Origin of the sequence: Pontibacter ruber (assembly GCF_023630205.1) — a bacterium.
GTDB classification, from domain to species: domain Bacteria; phylum Bacteroidota; class Bacteroidia; order Cytophagales; family Hymenobacteraceae; genus Pontibacter; species Pontibacter ruber.
This window is the reverse complement of record NZ_JALPRR010000003.1, coordinates 1108667-1126738: the sequence shown is the minus strand read 5'-3', so window position 1 is coordinate 1126738 and position 18072 is coordinate 1108667. Positions and strand designations below refer to the sequence as shown.

Sequence of the window (18072 nt, the reverse complement as noted above, 5' to 3'; positions counted from 1 at the left end):
TATGATCTCTTATGTTTTTCAGGATTGGGATGCAAACAAGGGCAACCTGAAAGGGCGCCTTGTGATGGTGCTGTTCAGGCTTGCACGTCCTGCTTCTCTTAACAACAAGCTTCTCCGGATTATCTGGCTGCCTTACCTGGCATTTTACAAACTGTTTGTGGAGTGGTTCCTGTGCATCGAACTGCCCCACTGGACTCAGGTTGGTAAGAACTTTTACCTGGGCCACGGCCATGCCCTGGTGGTTAACGGGTGTACCATTATCGGTGAAAACTGCTTTTTCAGGCACTCTACCACACTTGGCAACGTCCGCCGCGACGATGGCTCGTACACGGGCTCCCCTATCATTGGCAATAACGTAGAGCTGGGCTCTAATGTCTGCATTATCGGTGAAGTAAGGATCGGAAACAACGTAAGAATTGGTGCTGGTTCTGTGGTGGTAAAGGATATACCAGACAATTCTATCGCCGTAGGTAACCCCGCCCGCGTGATCAGGACCATAGAGCCGGTGAACCAAGCGGTTACGTATGAGCCGGAGAGAGTAAGTATGTAGTTTGCACGGGCAGTAATCAGCCCTCACAGACTTCTGCTCTTATAGCCGAAAAATACCCAACCTATGTAGCTGCATTATACTGCTTCTAAAAGAAAAAGCCCGTTCATGCAAACGGGCTTTTTCTTTTAGAACAAAATTAGTATTCACCAGATTCTGGCCTTGTCTCTATACTGCAACATACTATCCCTCAGATATGTGAGGCGCTATTTACAAGTATAAGTATAGGTAGCTTGCTCTGTTTTGACATCGGCATACTTTCTGGAGTAACTGGCCAGGTAACCTTCAGGCGTGTACGTGGCTGTTTGGGTAAACGACTCTTTGTTTACAGCATTGCCTGTAGCATCAGTAACTGCTTTGCTCATGATGTTGTGCTCGTGCGGGAAACCTTCTGCCACCATCTGCACCCAGTAAGCAGGCAAAGCGCTCATGTATTTCTTTTTATCGTCGTAGGCAAGTATAATTTCTTTAACCTTCTGGTTATTCTTATCAAGGCGAAGACTACGTGTCATAAGCCCGCCGGTATAAGTAAACTGGGTAGTTCCATTCTGTGTTTCTACACCATCCTTTGTAACGTAATGATGGAAAGATTTTACTTGCTTAGCGCTTTCATAACTACAAACGGTCCTGCTCATCGGTATTAGCTTTCCGTACTGGTTGCTGTAAACCGAGAGCGTGTAGCTGATTACCTTTCCTTCCTTATCATACTCATTGTCGTAGTAGCTATCAATATTGCCGTCTCCATCAAGCATATTCTCACGCGTCAGGCGTCCGTTGGCATCATATTCGAACGTGTTGCTAAATATCATTCCATCGCTGCTATGTTTCGCTGTCTTGATCAGGCGATCGCTGGTATCATAGGTAAAATATTCTCTGGTGCTGCCAGATGCTCCATCAGCATAAGTATAGGTAGTCTCTATTTTTTGGAGGTAACAGATTATTTCAGGCTCAGTTGCCGGTTCCGGTACCTCCTCCTTGTCTTCCTTTTCAAAACAGCCCGATAAAAGCAACAACACGCCCAACAGGTAAAGTAAATTTCTCTTCATTCTCTATTTGTATTAAAATTATTTTTCAAAACTATAATTAGTAGCTGTTCAGCACTTTAGCTATTCTTCCTTGCTGCGTGTTTTCTCCAGCAGGCAACTACCCCCCTGTCATTTCGAGCTCTGGCGAGAAATCTGAAGTCTACTTTCTCTTGACTCAGATCTCTCCCGCAGGTCGAGATGACAACTACAACTCTGTCATTTCGAACGCTAGTGAGAAATCTGATACAATCTCCCATTCTTACAGATCTCTCCTTTCGTCGAGATGACAAATAAGCCGAGATGACAAATAGTATTTTGTCATTTCGATCGGTAGCGAGAAATCTGAAACAGATTACACGCATTACACCAGATCTCTCCCTGACGGTCGAGATGACGGGAAGTAGTTGAATTGTCAAAAGAGCGCCTCATTACCAAAGAACCTGCCTGTACCTCCAAGGCCTGTATCAAAATCATGTTTAAACAGCGTAAATATCGTAAAATTTTAATATACTGCAACAGCAAAACCTTACCCTTTACATGAGCCACACTTCTACCCCTGCCGTTGCAAATTTCATCGCCCGCTGGAAAGCTTCCGGCGCTTCGGAACGTGCGAACTACCAGCTGTTTTTAACCGAGCTGTGCGAGCTGCTGGGCGTGGAGAAGCCGATGCCGGCAACCGACAAGGTACACGAGGCAACCTATACTTTTGAGCGGCCCGTGGTGTTCGACGATGGCGAGGGTAAGACCAGCACCTACTTTATCGACCTCTACAAAAAAGACTGCTTTGTGCTGGAGGCCAAGCAGGGCTCCGACAAGGCAACTTTAACCGAGGCCGAACTGCTGGGCGCAGAACGGGCAAAGACCAAGACAGGCACCGCCACCCGCTACACCCGCACCTGGGAGCGCGAAATGAAAAAGGCCAAGGAACAGGCCCTGCGCTATGCCCGCTCCTTGCCGACTACCGAAGGCTGGCCGCCTTTCCTGGCTGTGGTGGATGTGGGCTACTGCATTGACCTGTATGCTGACTTTGCGCGGCAGGGAAAGACCTATGTGCCGTTTCCGGACCCGCAGAACTATAGAATAATCTTAGACGAACTGCACCGGGAGGAAGTGCGCGAGCGCCTGCGTTTGCTCTTTACCGAGCCGCTGGAACTGGACCCGAGCCGGCGTGCAGCCCGTGTTACGCGGCAGCTGGCCGAGCGGCTGGCGAAACTGGCAGCATCACTAGAGAACACTGGCTATACTCCGGAGCAGGTGTCGGGCTTTCTGATGCGTTGTTTGTTTACCATGTTTGCCGAAGACGTGCAGCTGCTGCCCGAAAAATCGTTTACCAGGCTGCTGCAGGACTACCGCCAAAGTATAACCTACTTCCCCCATGCCCTGCAGGCGCTCTGGCAAAGTATGGACCGTGGCGGTTTCGACCCGGCCCTGCGCACAAACATCCCACAGTTTAACGGCTATTTGTTTAAAGACCCCGAAGCGCTGCCCATTACCGAAGCCCAACTCGACCTGCTTATACTTGCCGCCGAAGCCGACTGGGCCGAAGTGGAGCCTGCCATTTTCGGTACGTTGCTGGAGCGGGCCTTGCAGCCGCGCGAGCGCCACAAGCTGGGTGCCCACTACACGCCCCGCGCCTACGTGGAGCGCCTGGTAAAGCCAACTGTAATTGAGCCGCTGCACCAAGAGTGGGAAGCAGCCCGCACTGCCTCGGCTATACTGGAAGACAGCGGCGACGAAGCCGGAGCCCGCAAAGAGATCGAAGCGTTCCACCGCCGCTTGTGTTCGGTGCGCGTGCTGGACCCGGCCTGCGGCAGCGGCAACTTTTTGTACGTCACCCTGGAACACCTCAAAAGGCTGGAAGGCGAAGTAATCAAGCACCTGGACCAATTCCCGCGCCAGCTGGGCCTCGACATGACGGGCGGCTATACCGTAACGCCGGCGCAGCTGCTGGGCCTGGAAGTAAACCCACGGGCAGCGGCCATTGCCGACGTGGTGCTCTGGATCGGGTATTTGCAATGGCACTTCAGGGCGCACGGCTCGGCCACCCGCCTGAGCAACCCTATACTTCGCGAGTACGGCAACATAAAGCAGCAGGACGCAGTACTGAGCTACTCCGACCGCAAGCCGCGCCTCGACAGCAACAACCAGCCCGTTACCCGCTGGGACGGCCACAGCACCAAACCGCACCCGGTTACCGGACAGGAAGTGCCCGACGAAACCGCCAGAACTATAGTTTACGATTACCTCGACCCCAAACCCGCCACCTGGCCCGAAGCCGATTTTATAGTTGGCAACCCGCCGTTTATTGGTGCAAAATATATGCGTGATGCTTTGGGAGATGGTTATACTGAAGCACTAAGAAAAGCATATACTAAAGATATTTCTGACAGTACAGATTTTGTAATGTACTGGTGGCATAAGGCTGGCGAATTAGTATCCAGTGGTAAAGCTGAAAGGTTAGGTTTTATTACAACCAACAGCTTAAAGCAGATATTTAATAGAAGAGTTTTACAAAGCTTCATAGAATCCAATAATCCGCTTTCACTTTTGTATGCTATACCAAACCATCCTTGGGTAGATAGTGCAGATGGAGCTGCTGTTAGGATTGCCATGACTGTTGCCGGTAAAGGTATTTTAGATGGTCGTATTGATTTTGTCGCAAGTGAAAAAGCTAAAGGAGATGTAGAAATTGAAGTTTCATTTATTGAAAAGAAAGGTAAGGTTCAGGCTGATTTAACTGTTGGTGCTGATACATTGTCAGCATTACCCCTTTTGTCAAATGATGGTTTAGCAAGTCGTGGAGTACAGCTAATTGGCTCAGGTTTTATAGTTACTCCTGAAGAAGCGAAAGATTTAGGATTAGGAAAACATGATGGTTTAGAAAATCATATTAAAGATTATCTAAATGGGAAAGATATTACAAGCACACCACGTGGTGTAAAAGTAATTGACTTGTATGGCCTTACTGCTGAAGAAGTCAGAGAAAAATTCCCTGAAGTATATCAATGGGTTTATAATAGAGTGAAGCCACAAAGGGATGCAAAATCACATTCCAAGGATGGTGCAGGATATGCTAAACTTTGGTGGTTGTTTGGAAAAACAAGATCAGAGATAAGGAAAGCTTTAAATGGTCTTCCAAGATATATTGGTACTGTTCAAACATCTAAACATAGATTCTTCAGATTCTTAGATGCAAGTATTCTCCCAGATGATGCTGTTATAGCAATTGCATTTTCAGATGCATATAATTTAGGTGTGTTAAGTAGTAAAATACACGTTACTTGGGCTCTTAATGCGGGTGGTCGTATGGGAGCAGGTAATGACCCTATTTATAATAAATCTCGTTGCTTCGACCCCTTCCCCTTCCCTGCCGCCACCGAAGCGCAGCAGGAGCAGATCCGAAGTATAGCCGAGCAGCTCGACGCGCACCGCAAGCAGCGGCAGGCGCAGCACCCCACGCTCACCATAACCGACATGTATAACGTGCTCGAGAAACTTCAGTCGGGCGAGGCACTGAACGCCAAAGAGCAGAAAATCCACGAGCAGGGGCTGGTAAGTATACTTTTGCAACTGCACCAGGAGCTGGATACCGCCGTGGCCGCCGCCTATGGCTGGCCCGCCAACCTGCCCGAAGAGGAGATACTCGAGCGCCTGGTTGCGCTTAACAAAGAACGCGCCGCCGAAGAAGCACGCGGCCACATCCGCTGGCTCCGGCCAGAGTACCAGAACCCGCAAGGCACCCAGCAAGGCGATTTGGGCATTGAAAGCAAAAAGGCAGGCAAAGCCGTTGCGGCCACAGCCAAAGAGCAGCTGGCCTGGCCAAAAACCCTCTCGGAGCAGGCACAGGCTGTGCAACGCGCCCTGCAGCTGCACGAGCGCCCGGCCACTGCACAGGAGCTTATACTTCAGTTCAAGCCCGTCGCCAAAGCCCAGCAACCCCAGCGCCTCCAGCAGATCGACAGCCTGCTGCAAACGCTTCATGGGTTGGGCTTGCTGAGGAAAACCGATCAGGAGCAGTATGTGAAGTAATTCTGTTACTGTCATTTCCACTACTGTCATTTCGACCAACGGGAGAAATCTGAGTTTATGCTATTACAAGTGTATCAGATCTCTCACAGCTGCGCTGGCTCTCTTCGGCTCTCGCCTCAAGAGGGCTCGAAATGACAGGAATCGTTTTTTGTCATCTCGACTGCCAGGGAGAGATCTGGGTTTATGCCAGTACAAGTGTATCAGATTTCTCACTAACGTTCGAAATGACAGATTTGTAGTTGTCATCTCGACGAAAGGAGAGATCTGAATCAAGTGAAAGTATGCCCCAGATTTCTCACTAACGTTCGAAATGACAGGGATCGTTTTTTGTTAACCCAACCTGTCATTCCGACCACAGGGAGGAATCTGGGTCAAGAGTAGTATTGTACTTCAGATTTCTCACTAGCGTTAGAAATGACAAAAAGACCTTAGCTCCCCTACTCATCCTCCTCCACTTCCTCATTCAGGAAATACCATTTGGGGTTTATACTTTCGATGAGTGCTTCCTTCTTTTTACGGCTCCATTTTTTAAGCTCCTTCTCGCGCTCAATTGCGTGTTGCACGTGGGTATAGTGCTCTTAGTACACCAGATTATAGCAATGGTAACGCCCGGCAAAGGTATCCGGAATGCCTGCGTTCAGCGCATGCTCCTCCAGCCGTCGCTGTAGCGTATTGGTCATACCAATATAAAGTACTGTCTTTGCCGGATTAGTGACAATGTATACAAAGTAGTTGTGGCCGCGCATGTACAGCCTTACGCAGGTGTAAATAATGCTGTTTGCAAGTTAAGAGATCCCCATTCTGTCATTTCGACCATCGAGAGAAATCAGAAGTGGTCACGAAAGGTATTTTAATTCAGATCTCTCACAGCTGCGCTGGCTCTCTTCGGCTATCGCCTCAAGAGTGGTCGAGATGGCAAATGCTGCGAATGTTATTTCGACGAAAGGAGAAATCTGTTACATTCTCACACATGTTATCCCAGGTTTCCCGCTGTACTCGAAACGCCAGGAATGGCGGGTGTCAACCCGTTCACTCCTGAGCCGGAGAAAGCCAGCGCATCCGTGGAAATACGGATAAATTTTAGTATCTTGTTGCAGACCTCCACCTGAAAAGGAAGGTAGAACTTATGGCTATTAATTTTTTAGACAAAGCACGGAGACCGCATTCGCGTATACTTAACATATCAAACCCAGGGCAGCTAATGGAGCACAACTTTATACATTACCACAACAGCCTGGGCCGCCGCTACTGTACCATCCGCTACATGGAAGAGAACAAGATCCTCTCCCTGATCTGGAAAGGTACGGCCACTGAAGAAAGTATAAAAGAGGTAGAGCAAGGCGTGCTGCAAATGCTCCGGAAGTATGACTGCCGGGGTATCGTAAACGACGTGCAGGAGTTTTTTAACGCACCTACCGGGTTCCTGTCAGCGCTCACAAAACAGGTATGGGATAAAAAAGTAGTAAGCACTTCCGATGTGCAGGTGATCGCCCATGTACTTCCGCCGGATGACATACTACCATCCCCTGTTCCTTATAGCACAGAAAGCCCGGAGATAAGGTATTTTCCGAATAAACTGGACGCACTGGAGTGGGTGAACAACAGTTTAAAAAACTGAACCTGTACTGCTACTCCTCAAACCCCTCCCGCATACCCTTCAGATGCGCATAGCACACAGGGCTGCTGTAATCACTGTAGCCCTCCGCTATAAAAGACTTCCTTACCGTACTTTTAGAAGCTTGCAGTTTATACGCCGGCACCAACTTTCGGGCTTGTTCCCGGAAGTTCTTGCCAAAACACTGACGCTGACGAAGAAGGTAATGCTGCATGGGAATTATAGATTTTATTTCTTTAAAGTACGGAATAAAGCTGACCAGGTGCAGGTCCGGTTATAGCTCCGATGCGTGTTCTGTTTTTACCACCACCTTGCCTACGGTTTTGCCCCGCTGGAACAGGTGAATGGCCTCGTGCATTTCGCCAAACGCAAACACATGCCCGATGTGATGCGGCTGAAGTTGCAACGCCTGTAACCTCTGGAGCAACTGGTGCATCATCTCTGTCTGCTCGTATAGGTAGATAAGGTTAAAGCCCATCAGCGACTTGTTTTCGGTAGGCAAACGGAGCGGGTCGATTTTCGGTCGCCGGAAAAATTTCCAGATAAGGCTGGGGTAATTGGGTCTGGAACCGTGGCTGGAGAAACTGGCATTGCCATACACCACCATCCGCCCCATCGGCGCCATCGCCTTCCAGCCCTGCGCCAGCACGCTGCCGCCAATACACTCCATGATCAGGCGCAACGGCCGACCAGAAAGCGCAGCGTTGAGCTGTTTCCCGAAATTGCTTCCCCGGAGTATAACATCGTCGTACGCTTCCTCTTGGCGCAGGAAATCTACTTTGTTTGCCTGCCCCACCGTACCAATGGTATAGGCTCCATACTTCTTGCAGATGCGGTTAGCCAGTATACCTACCCCACCTGCTGCACTATGAATCAGCACGGTCATGCCGGGCTGCAGATTGCCCAGTTCGGTAAGCGCGTAATATGCCGTAAGCCCCTGCACCAGGAACCCTGCTCCTTCCTCAAAGCTCCAGCTGTCAGGCAAAGGGATCACGTATCGGTGATGGATGTTGATGTGTGATACATAACCGCCAAACTTCGTAGCGCCCATCACACGGTCGCCAACTTTCCACTCCGTAACCTGTTCCCCTACTGCGATTATTTCACCAGAGAACTCCAGGCCGGGTATAAAAGCCCCTTCAGGCGTGGCACTGTAAAGGCCCTGCATGGCAAATACATCGGCAAAGTTCAGCCCGATCGCCTGCACTTTCACACATACTTCGTCTGCTGCAGGCTGGTCTAACCTTTCGGTCTGTAGTTTCAGGTTGTTGATGGAACCGGCCTTTGGCATGCGGTAAACACTGCGTTCGATCATACGATTTATTCTGGTTGCTGTGGTAAAAGTACGCACAGATAGCACATCGCACCTATAAAAGAGAGGTTCATGGCCTGTCCGGCTGCTGGTTTATACTTCGCTTAAGATTGGTAACAGCCCATTGCTTTGATACTATCAACCCGCACTTTCAGAAAACCATTTTCGGGTATGGCTTTAAAGTATAAAATAACTAGATTTAAATGAGCATCAACTGGTTCTGAAAGGCTAAGCCCAAAGAGCTTACTGAATGCATTACGTTACACAAAACTCACTCACCACCCATGAAGAAAAAATTTACTGCGGTGCTGTTGTTCCTGGCTGTATTTATCGCCCGGGCGCAATCACCTGACAACCTGATCAAGGTTACAGACATGCTGAAGATCAAGCAGGCAAGTTCTGTTACCATCAGCCCCGATGGCAACTGGGTTGCCTATACCGTAAAAACCATTGAGCCGGACCCATCTAAAAAAGGCGAGTACAAGTACCTGACACAGCTGCACCTTGCCCCTACCAGCGGCAGTGCAAAACCCCGCCAGCTTACCTTTGCCAAAGAAGGCGGCTCTCAGCCTGCCTGGAGCCCCGACGGCAAACAGATCGCTTTTGTACGGGTGGCAGATGAGAAGCCGCAGATATTCCTGCTCTCCCTGAACGGAGGCGAGCCGATGCAACTTACCAAATTCAAGTATGGCGCCAACAGTCCGTACTGGAGTCCTGACGGCAAAAAGCTGCTCTTCACGTCCGGCTTCGGATTAAAGCAATTACTTTCCGATTCGCTGCTGAATCCGAACAATTCCATCCCGAAATGGTCGTACGAGAAACCGGGTTTTTACCAGAACGAACACCTGAAGGTAAGCACGGTAAAGCCTAACCCCGACGGCTCCCTGGCAGAGATTCGCGGCTATCTTGATCAGAACGAGAAAGACGAAAAAGCCAAGGTCATCAACCAGCTCGACTTCCAGGAAGAAGCAAATGTATCGTCGAACATCAGCTTGTCGCACATCTTTATTGTAGATGCCGTGCCAGGTGCTACACCCAAAGACCTGACACCGGGCTTCTCCACCAGCTTTAACCCGGCCTTTACACCCGATGGAAAGCGCGTGGTATTTGAAGGAGACTCCGATGATACCGAACACCCGAACCGCTCGCTGGAATCTGAAATATTTATCGTAAATGCTGATGGCAGCAACCTGAAGCAGTTGCTGGGCAAGAAAGGTTTTTCCTACAACACCGCCACCTTATCCCCTTCCGGCAAATGGCTCGCCTTCCAGTATAACCAGACACAAACGGTAAGCATCCCCAAACTGGCTATTATGCCGCTGGGTGGCAGCGAAGCCGATATAAAAACAATTAACTACGACCGCAACAAGAGCAACCTGGTGTGGGCCTCGAACGAGAAGCATTTATACTTTACCTCTCCTGCCAACGGCGGCATTCTGCTTAACCGTGCCGATGTAAAGTCCGGTAAAGTAGAGAAACTGACCGATGAAAACAGCGGCGTAAACAGCTTCGACATCAAAAAAGACAAACTGGCCTTTTCCAAAACCGAAGTTGCTAACCCGAACGAGCTGTACCTGGCTAATGAACATGCTAAAAAAACAAAGCGCATCACGTCGCTTAACCACGATTGGGTAAAAGATAAGAAACTCAGCCTGCCGGAGAAAAAGACCTTCAAAAACAACAAAGGCCAGGTAGTGGAATACTGGGTGATGAAGCCGACTAACTTTACTGCCGGTACAAAATACCCGCTGGTGCTCGAGATACATGGTGGCCCTACCGCCATGTGGGGACCGGGCGAGAGCAGCATGTGGCACGAGTACCAGTACTTTGCAAGCCGCGGCTATGGCGTGGTATACAGTAACCCGAGAGGCTCCGGTGGCTATGGCGAAGAATTTATGCGCGGCAACGTAGGCGACTGGGGCGCAGGTCCTGCCAGCGATGTATTGACTGCACTGGAAGGTGCCATTGCCGAGGGCTGGGCTGATACATCGCGTCTTGCCATTACGGGAGGCTCATATGGGGGCTACCTGGTATCCTGGATACTGGGCCATGACAATCGCTTTAAAGCTGCCTGCTCGCAGCGTGGCGTATACGACCTGGGCACTTTCTTCGGAGAAGGCAACGCCTGGAGACTGGTTCCGAACTACTTCGGCGGCTACCCTTGGGAAGAGAAATCAAAAAGCCTGATCCAGAGCGAATCGCCTTTGACGTACGTGCAGAACATCACCACGCCGCTCATCATCTTCCACGGCGAAAACGACCTGCGAACCGGTGTGATCCAGAGCGAGATGCTGTACAAGAGCCTGAAGATACTCAACAGACCCGTTGAATATGTGCGCCACCCGGGCGCCACACACGAAATCACCCGAAGCGGTAACAACCGCCAGCGCATCGACCAGATGCTGCGAACCTACGAATTCTTCGAGCGCTGGCTGAACAAGCAAGCCCAGTAATTAGATTAGCAGCAAAGTATAAAAGAGGCTCCCGTAGGAGCCTCTTTCGTTTTTACCCTATCAAGTATACTTTGCCTTTCACTCCTATTCCCAAAGGAGGTAAATAAGTATAACTCCCAGGAATACTCTTCCGTGCAAAGCATATCAGGAGCAGCAAAGCGCAGCACCCGATCATTCTTGCTCAATTCATACATCAACCAAATGGCCAGACCAAAACTTTGTGAAACGGCATCAAAGCTGCTCAGAAGAAAATACAAATCAGCTGAGGCAAAATTAATCTGCGCCGTCTATGACTCGGGAACGAAGCGCAACAGAATTATGCAGGCTTCGGCACCTAAATTCAAAAGAACAAAGCCCGTGTACTTATGCCGGCACTTACAAAGCGTAGCCATACTTTTTATACTTTGTGGTATGCTGCTAAGTAGTTGTGAGACTTCAAAAATAGGATCAGCGGGTCAGCGCAAAACAGCAGGTAAAACTTTTGTGATCGTGGGGGCCTCCAGCGGCATAGGTCGTGGGGTGGCAGAACAATTGGGTGCCTATAAGGCCAATGTGGTGCTGGCGGCCCGCAGAACAGATCTGCTGGATGAGGTTGCAGAAAAAGTAAGATCCGCAGGCGGAACAGCCCTGGTCGTTACCATGGACATCAGTAAACCCGATGACGTGCAGCGGTTGGCAGAGGCTGCTGTCAGGCAGTATGGTACGATTGATGTCTGGATCAACATGGCTGGCGTGGGAGGCATTGGCCGCTTCTGGGATATACCGCTTGAGGACCAGGCACGCATTGTAGATGTTAACCTGAAAGGATTTATTTACGGCAGTTATGCTGCTATCCGGCAGTTCAGGGTACAGGGCTACGGTACCCTCATTAACATGGGCTCGATCGAGAGTGTTGATCCGCTGGCCTATCATGCTACGTATTCCGCAACCAAGGGAGGTATCCGAAACCTGAGCCAGGCTCTTAACCATGAGCTCCGATTAAACGGGTATAAAAATATAAAAGTGGTAACGGTAGAGCCCTGGGCGATCGACACACCCTTCTGGAGGCATGCGGCCAACTACAGCGGCGGCACCCCACGCATGGGCGCTATGGACCCTCCGGAAAAGGTTGTGAATGCCGTTATCAGGGCTTCTCTAAAACCAAAGCAGGAGCTACCTGTTGGCTGGAAGGCAAGGGCCACATACTATGGGCATAGCCTATTCCCTCATTTAATTGAAAAGATGTCTGCCAATGTCGTGCACAAATACCAGATCGAAAACGCACCGCCTGCGCCCAACACCTCCGGCTCGGTGCATGAACCCATGGAAAGCGGCAGAGGCGTAGACGATAACGTTCGCCAGCGAATGAAAGAGGAAAAGCGGCAACGTAAACAAAAGAAACAGGAGTAAGCTGCATAGATCAACCGGTTTAGCTATAGCTATAAAATATTTACCTGCGTAAAATCTGTATACTAATCCCAATACACTATGTGCGGCAGATACTCCGTCCTTCCCAAAGCAAAGGGAAACTCAAAATCAGCAAAACTCCTGGCAAAGAGCCTGAAAGAAGCACATTACAACGCGGCACCATCACAAAACCTGCCCGTTATCACGAACGACAAACCAGACACCGTACAGTTTTTCTCGTGGGGCCTGCAGCCTTTCTGGGCAAAAGATGTGAAGTCGGTGAAACGAAGTATAAACGCCCGTGCGGAAACCTTAGCAGAAAAACCTTTTTTCCGAAAGCTTCTGACATCAAAACGCTGCCTGGTGCCTGCCGATGGCTTTTTTGAGTGGCAGGTTACCTCCCATGGAAAAGTGCCTTACAGAGTCCTTATGAAAGATGAGGCAACGTTTAGCTTCGCCGGCCTCTGGGATGAGTGGGTCGACAAAAGCACAGGCGAGCTCCTGCATACGTATACCATCATCACTACCGATGCGAACGAACTGGTAAAGCCAATACACGACCGCATGCCCGTAATCCTGTCTCCGGATGCAGAAGAACTGTGGCTCGACGAGCACGAATCGCAGGAGGATTTACTTTCTTTGCTCCACCCTTTTGATCCGGACAAGATGAAGTCTTACCCCGTTTCTCCGCTGGTAAACTCTGCTGTAAATAACGTACCGGAAGTGATAAACTCCCTCTGATCATACTCCAACAGCTGCACCATCCGGCAACAACAGAAGCGCTAATGCGCTTCTGCCATTTCTACTTTGCTGTATTCTTCGCTGATGCGTTTCTGCAGATCCGCCGGTACCGGCGCATACTCGGCAAAATGGCTGCGCACGATGGCTCTGCCCTGGCTCAGGTTACGTAACGAAGTCATCAGCTTATCCAATTCAGCCAACGGCGTGCGGGCCCGGATCAACTGGTTGTCGTGTTCCGTTTCCATACTTAAGATCATGCCTCTGCGGATCTGAAGCTCTGTCATCACATCCCCCATCAGCGAAGCTGGCACGAGTACTTCCAACTCCTGTATGGGCTCCAGCAACTGGGGCTCTGCCTGCATAAAAGCTTCTTTAAAGGCCATCATACCGGCAATCTTAAAGGAAATATCATTGCTGTCTACCGGGTGCATTTTGCCATCAAACACACTCACCCGCACATCGCGTACATAAGATCCGGTTAGTGGCCCCTGGGCCATTTTTTCCATCACGCCTTTCATAATAGAAGGCAGGAAACGGGCATCGATCACCCCTCCCACGATGCAGTTATTGAACACCAGTTTGCCGCCCCATGGCAACTCTATTGTTTCTGTATCCCGCACCGGGTATTCCTTCAGCGGCGGCATGCCCTCGTAATATGGCTCTACCTTCAGCGATACCTCTCCGAACTGACCCGCACCACCGGATTGTTTTTTATGCCGGTAAGTGGATGTAGCAGAACGTTGTATGGTTTCGCGGTAAGGAATCTTCACTTTCTGGAAGTCTACCTGCATTTTGTATAAGTTCTCCAGCCGCCATTTGGTAACTGCCAGGTGCAGTTCGCCCTGCGTACCGAGGATCACCTGTTTTAGTTCCTGGTTATACTCTACCTCAATGGTCGGATCTTCGATGTGAATCTCGTTGAGTATCTCTCCCAGCTTCTCATCATCCTGTTTGTTTTTGGCCGTAATGGCTACCCTCAGTTTAGGGGTCGGGAAATCGATGGGCTGTATGTTACCGGTCGCCCCTTTGCCGTTCAGAGTGTGGTTGGTATAGGTATTCTTCAGCTTCAGCGTGCATCCGATATCGCCTGCTTTCAGTCTTTCGATCGGGTTACGGTTTTTCCCATCGGCTATAAAAAGTTGTCCGATGCGCTCTGAAGTATTGGTCTTTTCATTCTGAAGCTCCATGCCCAGTGCCACCTCCCCTGCCAATACTTTGAAGAAGGATAGTCTGCCAAGACGTGGTTCTACCAGCGTTCTGAACACAAACAAGCGGGTGGGTGCTGCCGGATCGCAGGGTACTTCCTGCCCTTCTTCCGTTATCTCAGCGGGCATTTCAATAGCTGATGGCGCCACATTGTCAATAAAACCCATCATGCGGCCCGAGCCCATGTCCTTTTTAGCGGAGAGGCAGAAAACCGGGAACACCTGGTGCTTCATCATCCCGATCTTAAGCCCCTGTCGCATTTCGTCTTCATCCAACGTTCCCTTTTCGAAGTACTGCTCCATGAGCCCCTCGTCGTTTTCGGCTGCTTTCTCCACCAATTCGTTGTGCAGCGCATCAGCTCGTTCCTTTTCACTTTCCGGTATCGGGAGCTTTTCCGGTTTCCCGCCGCCCTGCGGAAATTTATACATCACCATTTTAAGCAGATCGATGATGCTGTCGAAGCCAGTTCCTGTGTTTAAAGGATACTGCATGATGGTGACTGCCGGTCCAAAGAAAGCCTTTGCCTCTTCCATGGTCTGGCTAAAGCTCGCTTTGTCGGTATCCAGCTGGTTCACTGCCAGTATCGTGGGCTTGTTATACCGGTCTACATAGTTCCAGAGCAGCTCGGTTCCTACTTCCACACCGTTCTGTGCATTGAGCAACAGCACTGCCGTATCGCAAACCCGAATCGAACTGATCACCTCGCCGATAAAATCATCCAGACCGGGGGTATCGATGATGTTGATCTTGTAGTCACGCCATTCGGTATGCAGACTGGTGGCATACACCGAACTTCCCCGCTCATGTTCTACCTCGTGGTAATCCGAGATCGTGCTGTTGTCTTCTACCGTACCTCGCCGGTTGATGATGCCCGCCTCGAACAGCATGGTTTCGGCGAGGGTTGTTTTGCCGCTTTTTGCAGGGCCGATGAGCACCACGTTTTTGATATGTTTTTCGTCGTACGTTTTCATATGGGCGGTATTAAGTTATAGCTCCAATAAAACAGTTCAGAAGGATGGGATGTAGCAGCAAATATGCTTACTGACAGTACTTTAAGGTAATCACTTATGCGAGAAACAAAGCAAAAAGGTTATTTCTAATCTGAATTAAATCCTAAATATTACAAAGTATAAATTCTGTTTAGCTAAGCTGCGATACCTGCCTGCCAAGTATTTAACATCAAACATGGGAATGAGAGGAGATTAGGCCTTACCTTTGTGGTAGCAATGAGAGCAAGTATAAACCAACCTTTGTATTAAAATCCCCCTTCAGAACAGATGAGTTTTTTAGAAGTAAATGATATCCGTGTAGCAGAAGAAGGGAACGAAGTGTTGAAGGGGATCAGCTTTACCCAGCAGGAATTCCAGAAAATAGCCATTGCGGGAGAGACAGGCTCCGGTAAAAGCACCCTGCTGCAAACCATAGCAGGCCTGGTACAACCCGCATCGGGCGAGGTACTGTTCGAAAACAAGCGCGTACAAGGGCCGCACGAAGTACTGGTGCCGGGCCATCCGGGCATTGCTTACTTGTCGCAGCAGTTTGAGCTGCCGCAGTTCTTACGCGTGGAGCAGGTGCTTCGGTACGCCAATACCCTATCGGAAGAGCAGGCAACTACCTTGTACGAAGTATGCCGCATCAGCCATCTGGCCAAACGCAAAACTAATCAGCTTTCCGGCGGAGAGCGGCAGCGCATTGCCCTGGCCCGTTTGCTTACCTCCTGGCCTGGCCTGTTGCTCATGGACGAGCCATTCTCAAACCTCGACATCGGCCACAAGAACATCCTCAAATCCGTTATCCAGGACATTGGCGAGTACCTGGACATTACGTGCATTCTAATTTCCCACGACCCATTGGACACGCTCTCCTGGGCAGATGAGATCCTGGTGCTGAAAGAAGGCCGGGTCATACAGCGTGGAACTCCAAAATACATCTACAGCCAGCCGGCTGATGAGTACACTGCCGCCCTGTTCGGGGGGTACAACCTGTTGTCCCAATCAGAGACAGAAGCCTTTGCTGCACTTACGGGCACAGCTTCAAACGGTAAGCAAATGCTGATCCGTCCTGAAAATTTCAGGTTGGTGAACGCCCCACATCAGGCACTTTCCGGTAAAGTAAACAAGGTGCAGTATTTCGGAAGCTATTCTGAGGTAGAAGTGCAGCTGGCAGAAAGTCTGATCAAAATAAGAACAGCTGAGCAGGAGTTAACTGAAGGGGATACAGTGCAGGTAACCCTCTCTCCTGCTGATGTATGGTTTGTATAGGCTTCTTGAAGTATATTTCATTATAAACTATAATTTATCATTCTATACTTCAAACCCACCCAAACTTTAGCAAACTACCGGCTAAAGCAGCAAGTATAACAATACTCCTTTTTCAGCGACAATGGCAATCTAGTAACAGGCTCACTCTTTAAGTCATAAATCGCAGCTAAATGGCTAAGTTATTTATGACTGAAGAATAGAATTTGCCTGTCCGTAAAAAATAAATACCCTCTTTAAAGCCTCTGAAACAGGAATTGTAAATTATTTATTGTACATTGTAAAAAATTAATGAACAAATATACCGCTTTTAATGTAGTAGGTATATAATAATCAACATCTTATGAATTACGGAACAGTAAAATTCTTCAATGACCTGAAAGGGTTCGGGTTTATCAAAGAAGAAAATTCAAATCAGGAGTACTTTGTACACGTATCTGGCCTGGTTAGTGAAATCAGAGAAAACGACAAAGTGTCTTTTGATCTACAGGAAGGTAGAAAAGGACTAAATGCAGTTAATGTAAAGCTTGCATAAGCTGCTTATATAACGCATACCAAAAAGCCTTACTTTTGTGTAAGGCTTTTTTATTTTTTTGCCCGGCACTCCCGCTTCTCAGCCTGCCCTTCTCCCCCTCATTTTTTACCGGAACCTGTTTCCCTTACTTTTTTATTATTATGAATAGAAAATACATCGTAGATACCACCACACGCGAATACCTGTGCATAGCATTACTAAAAGGACAGGAATGGAAACCAAATAACCAGGAAGCCTTACCTGAATTTATGAATTCCCGTACCAATAAAGACGAAGCAGATTTTGAGTTGCTGTCGGGCGAGTATAATGACAATTCCTTTTTTGAGAAGTGGATACGCAATGGCACCAATTACTTATTTAAGTATTGAGTTTGGCAGACGTACCTTAAACGCTCAGAAAACGCTGAAAAGAACAACATCTAAAATATAATATGGGTAGATCTCAGGAAACATTTAGTAAAAAAGAAAAAGAAAAGCAGAGGCTGAAGAAGCGTCAGGATAAAGAACAGAAGAAGGAAGACCGGAAAGCGCATTCCAGCAAAGGCAAAGGCATTGACGAAATGCTGGCCTATGTAGATGACGAAGGCAATATTACGTCTACGCCACCGGATCCAAAGAAAAAGAAAGTCATCAATCAGGAAGATATCCAGATCAATGTATCGAAGCAGGCTCCTATAGATCCGGCGGATCTTATCCGTAAGGGTACAGTAGCTTTCTACAACGATGCAAAGGGATACGGCTTTATCCGGGATCAGGAGACACAGGAAAAAATCTTTGTGCACCAGACCGGTTTAACGCGCCCGATCAAGGAGAATGACAAAGTAACGTTTGAGGTGGAAAAAGGAGCGAAAGGCCCTACTGCCGTAAACGTTAAACCTGCAGCTTAAGCTTAAACCGCTTCTACAGACACTTTCTGGTTAGTATAAGTCCCGTTCCGGTACCTCTTAGTAGACTGGGCCGGGTAGT

General features: G+C 49.0%; 16 protein-coding genes. 10 read left to right on the top strand and 6 right to left on the bottom strand.

Annotated features, from left to right (window positions below):
* Position 1: 1 nt before the first annotated feature.
* Positions 2-550: a serine acetyltransferase gene (locus tag MJ611_RS16595; protein WP_250431366.1), complete on the top strand. Its 549-nt coding sequence runs from the start codon at positions 2-4 to the stop codon at positions 548-550.
* Between the two features lie 203 nt (positions 551-753).
* Here the strand turns inward: MJ611_RS16595 and MJ611_RS16590 are convergent, their stop codons facing one another.
* Positions 754-1593, bottom strand: coding sequence for a hypothetical protein (locus MJ611_RS16590; protein ID WP_250431364.1), 840 nt, complete (start codon positions 1591-1593; stop codon positions 754-756).
* A gap of 516 nt (positions 1594-2109) precedes the next feature.
* On the opposite strand from MJ611_RS16590, the gene MJ611_RS16585 reads away from it, so the two are divergent.
* Positions 2110-5601 carry a class I SAM-dependent DNA methyltransferase gene (locus tag MJ611_RS16585; RefSeq protein ID WP_250431362.1) on the top strand — a complete coding sequence of 1164 codons (3492 nt, stop codon included), beginning with the start codon at positions 2110-2112 and terminating at the stop codon, positions 5599-5601.
* Positions 5602-6038: 437 nt separating this feature from the next.
* Here MJ611_RS16585 and MJ611_RS20690 read toward each other — a convergent pair whose 3' ends face one another.
* Together MJ611_RS20690 and MJ611_RS20685 are read right to left on the bottom strand one after the other, a co-directional pair.
* Positions 6039-6164: a GIY-YIG nuclease family protein gene (locus MJ611_RS20690; protein ID WP_377497523.1), complete on the bottom strand. Its 126-nt coding sequence runs from the start codon at positions 6162-6164 to the stop codon at positions 6039-6041.
* Positions 6165-6179: 15 nt separating this feature from the next.
* On the bottom strand, positions 6180-6281 hold the full coding sequence (locus tag MJ611_RS20685) for a hypothetical protein (protein ID WP_377497520.1): 102 nt from the start codon (positions 6279-6281) through the stop codon (positions 6180-6182).
* Between the two features lie 521 nt (positions 6282-6802).
* Between MJ611_RS20685 and MJ611_RS16575 the strand changes: the two genes are divergently transcribed.
* Entirely contained in the window at positions 6803-7219 is a 417-nt protein-coding gene (locus MJ611_RS16575) for a hypothetical protein (protein WP_250431361.1), read from the top strand.
* Between the two features lie 271 nt (positions 7220-7490).
* On the opposite strand, the gene MJ611_RS16570 is transcribed toward MJ611_RS16575, so the two are convergent.
* Positions 7491-8531, bottom strand: coding sequence for an alcohol dehydrogenase catalytic domain-containing protein (locus MJ611_RS16570; protein ID WP_250431359.1), 1041 nt, complete (start codon positions 8529-8531; stop codon positions 7491-7493).
* 281 nt (positions 8532-8812) lie between these two features.
* Here MJ611_RS16570 and MJ611_RS16565 point away from each other — a divergent pair, with 281 nt between their 5' ends.
* On the top strand, positions 8813-10981 hold the full coding sequence (locus MJ611_RS16565) for a S9 family peptidase (protein ID WP_250431358.1): 2169 nt from the start codon (positions 8813-8815) through the stop codon (positions 10979-10981).
* A gap of 5 nt (positions 10982-10986) precedes the next feature.
* On the opposite strand, the gene MJ611_RS16560 is transcribed toward MJ611_RS16565, so the two are convergent.
* Positions 10987-11238, bottom strand: a complete 252-nt coding sequence (locus MJ611_RS16560) for a hypothetical protein (RefSeq protein WP_250431356.1) — start codon at positions 11236-11238, stop codon at positions 10987-10989.
* A gap of 154 nt (positions 11239-11392) precedes the next feature.
* On the opposite strand from MJ611_RS16560, the gene MJ611_RS16555 reads away from it, so the two are divergent.
* Both MJ611_RS16555 and MJ611_RS16550 read left to right on the top strand, forming a co-directional pair.
* On the top strand, positions 11393-12370 hold the full coding sequence (locus tag MJ611_RS16555; protein ID WP_250431354.1) for an SDR family NAD(P)-dependent oxidoreductase: 978 nt from the start codon (positions 11393-11395) through the stop codon (positions 12368-12370).
* Positions 12371-12448: 78 nt separating this feature from the next.
* A complete protein-coding gene (locus MJ611_RS16550) occupies positions 12449-13108 on the top strand; it encodes an SOS response-associated peptidase (protein WP_250431352.1) in 660 nt (219 codons plus the stop codon).
* A 41-nt stretch (positions 13109-13149) separates the two neighbouring features.
* Here MJ611_RS16550 and MJ611_RS16545 read toward each other — a convergent pair whose 3' ends face one another.
* Complete coding sequence (locus MJ611_RS16545) at positions 13150-15285, bottom strand: elongation factor G (RefSeq protein ID WP_250431351.1); 2136 nt, start codon at positions 15283-15285, stop codon at positions 13150-13152.
* 306 nt (positions 15286-15591) lie between these two features.
* Between MJ611_RS16545 and MJ611_RS16540 the strand changes: the two genes are divergently transcribed.
* The 4 genes from MJ611_RS16540 to MJ611_RS16525 all read left to right on the top strand — a co-directional run bounded on the left by MJ611_RS16540 (position 15592) and on the right by MJ611_RS16525 (position 17993).
* Positions 15592-16575 carry an ABC transporter ATP-binding protein gene (locus MJ611_RS16540; RefSeq protein WP_250431350.1) on the top strand — a complete coding sequence of 328 codons (984 nt, stop codon included), beginning with the start codon at positions 15592-15594 and terminating at the stop codon, positions 16573-16575.
* A 340-nt stretch (positions 16576-16915) separates the two neighbouring features.
* Complete coding sequence (locus MJ611_RS16535) at positions 16916-17107, top strand: cold-shock protein (RefSeq protein WP_250431348.1); 192 nt, start codon at positions 16916-16918, stop codon at positions 17105-17107.
* Positions 17108-17247: 140 nt separating this feature from the next.
* Positions 17248-17475: a hypothetical protein gene (locus MJ611_RS16530; RefSeq protein ID WP_250431346.1), complete on the top strand. Its 228-nt coding sequence runs from the start codon at positions 17248-17250 to the stop codon at positions 17473-17475.
* A gap of 62 nt (positions 17476-17537) precedes the next feature.
* A complete protein-coding gene (locus MJ611_RS16525; protein ID WP_250431344.1) occupies positions 17538-17993 on the top strand; it encodes a cold-shock protein in 456 nt (151 codons plus the stop codon).
* Positions 17994-18072 lie beyond the last annotated feature (79 nt).

Excerpts from the sequence above, each read along its gene's own strand:
- MJ611_RS16590 (WP_250431364.1), bottom strand. The coding sequence starts at position 1,593 with ATGAAGAGAAATTTACTTTACCTGTTGGGCGTGTTGTTGCTTTTATCG.
- MJ611_RS16540 (WP_250431350.1), top strand. The coding sequence starts at position 15,592 with ATGAGTTTTTTAGAAGTAAATGATATCCGTGTAGCAGAAGAAGGGAAC.
- MJ611_RS16530 (WP_250431346.1), top strand. The coding sequence starts at position 17,248 with ATGAATAGAAAATACATCGTAGATACCACCACACGCGAATACCTGTGC.
- MJ611_RS16545 (WP_250431351.1), bottom strand. The coding sequence starts at position 15,285 with ATGAAAACGTACGACGAAAAACATATCAAAAACGTGGTGCTCATCGGC.
- MJ611_RS20685 (WP_377497520.1), bottom strand. The coding sequence starts at position 6,281 with ATGACCAATACGCTACAGCGACGGCTGGAGGAGCATGCGCTGAACGCA.
- MJ611_RS16550 (WP_250431352.1), top strand. The coding sequence starts at position 12,449 with ATGTGCGGCAGATACTCCGTCCTTCCCAAAGCAAAGGGAAACTCAAAA.
- MJ611_RS16570 (WP_250431359.1), bottom strand. The coding sequence starts at position 8,531 with ATGATCGAACGCAGTGTTTACCGCATGCCAAAGGCCGGTTCCATCAAC.
- MJ611_RS16565 (WP_250431358.1), top strand. The coding sequence starts at position 8,813 with ATGAAGAAAAAATTTACTGCGGTGCTGTTGTTCCTGGCTGTATTTATC.
- MJ611_RS16525 (WP_250431344.1), top strand. The coding sequence starts at position 17,538 with ATGGGTAGATCTCAGGAAACATTTAGTAAAAAAGAAAAAGAAAAGCAG.
- MJ611_RS16555 (WP_250431354.1), top strand. The coding sequence starts at position 11,393 with ATGCTGCTAAGTAGTTGTGAGACTTCAAAAATAGGATCAGCGGGTCAG.
- MJ611_RS16535 (WP_250431348.1), top strand. The coding sequence starts at position 16,916 with ATGAATTACGGAACAGTAAAATTCTTCAATGACCTGAAAGGGTTCGGG.
- MJ611_RS16575 (WP_250431361.1), top strand. The coding sequence starts at position 6,803 with ATGGAGCACAACTTTATACATTACCACAACAGCCTGGGCCGCCGCTAC.
- MJ611_RS16595 (WP_250431366.1), top strand. The coding sequence starts at position 2 with ATGATCTCTTATGTTTTTCAGGATTGGGATGCAAACAAGGGCAACCTG.
- MJ611_RS16585 (WP_250431362.1), top strand. The coding sequence starts at position 2,110 with ATGAGCCACACTTCTACCCCTGCCGTTGCAAATTTCATCGCCCGCTGG.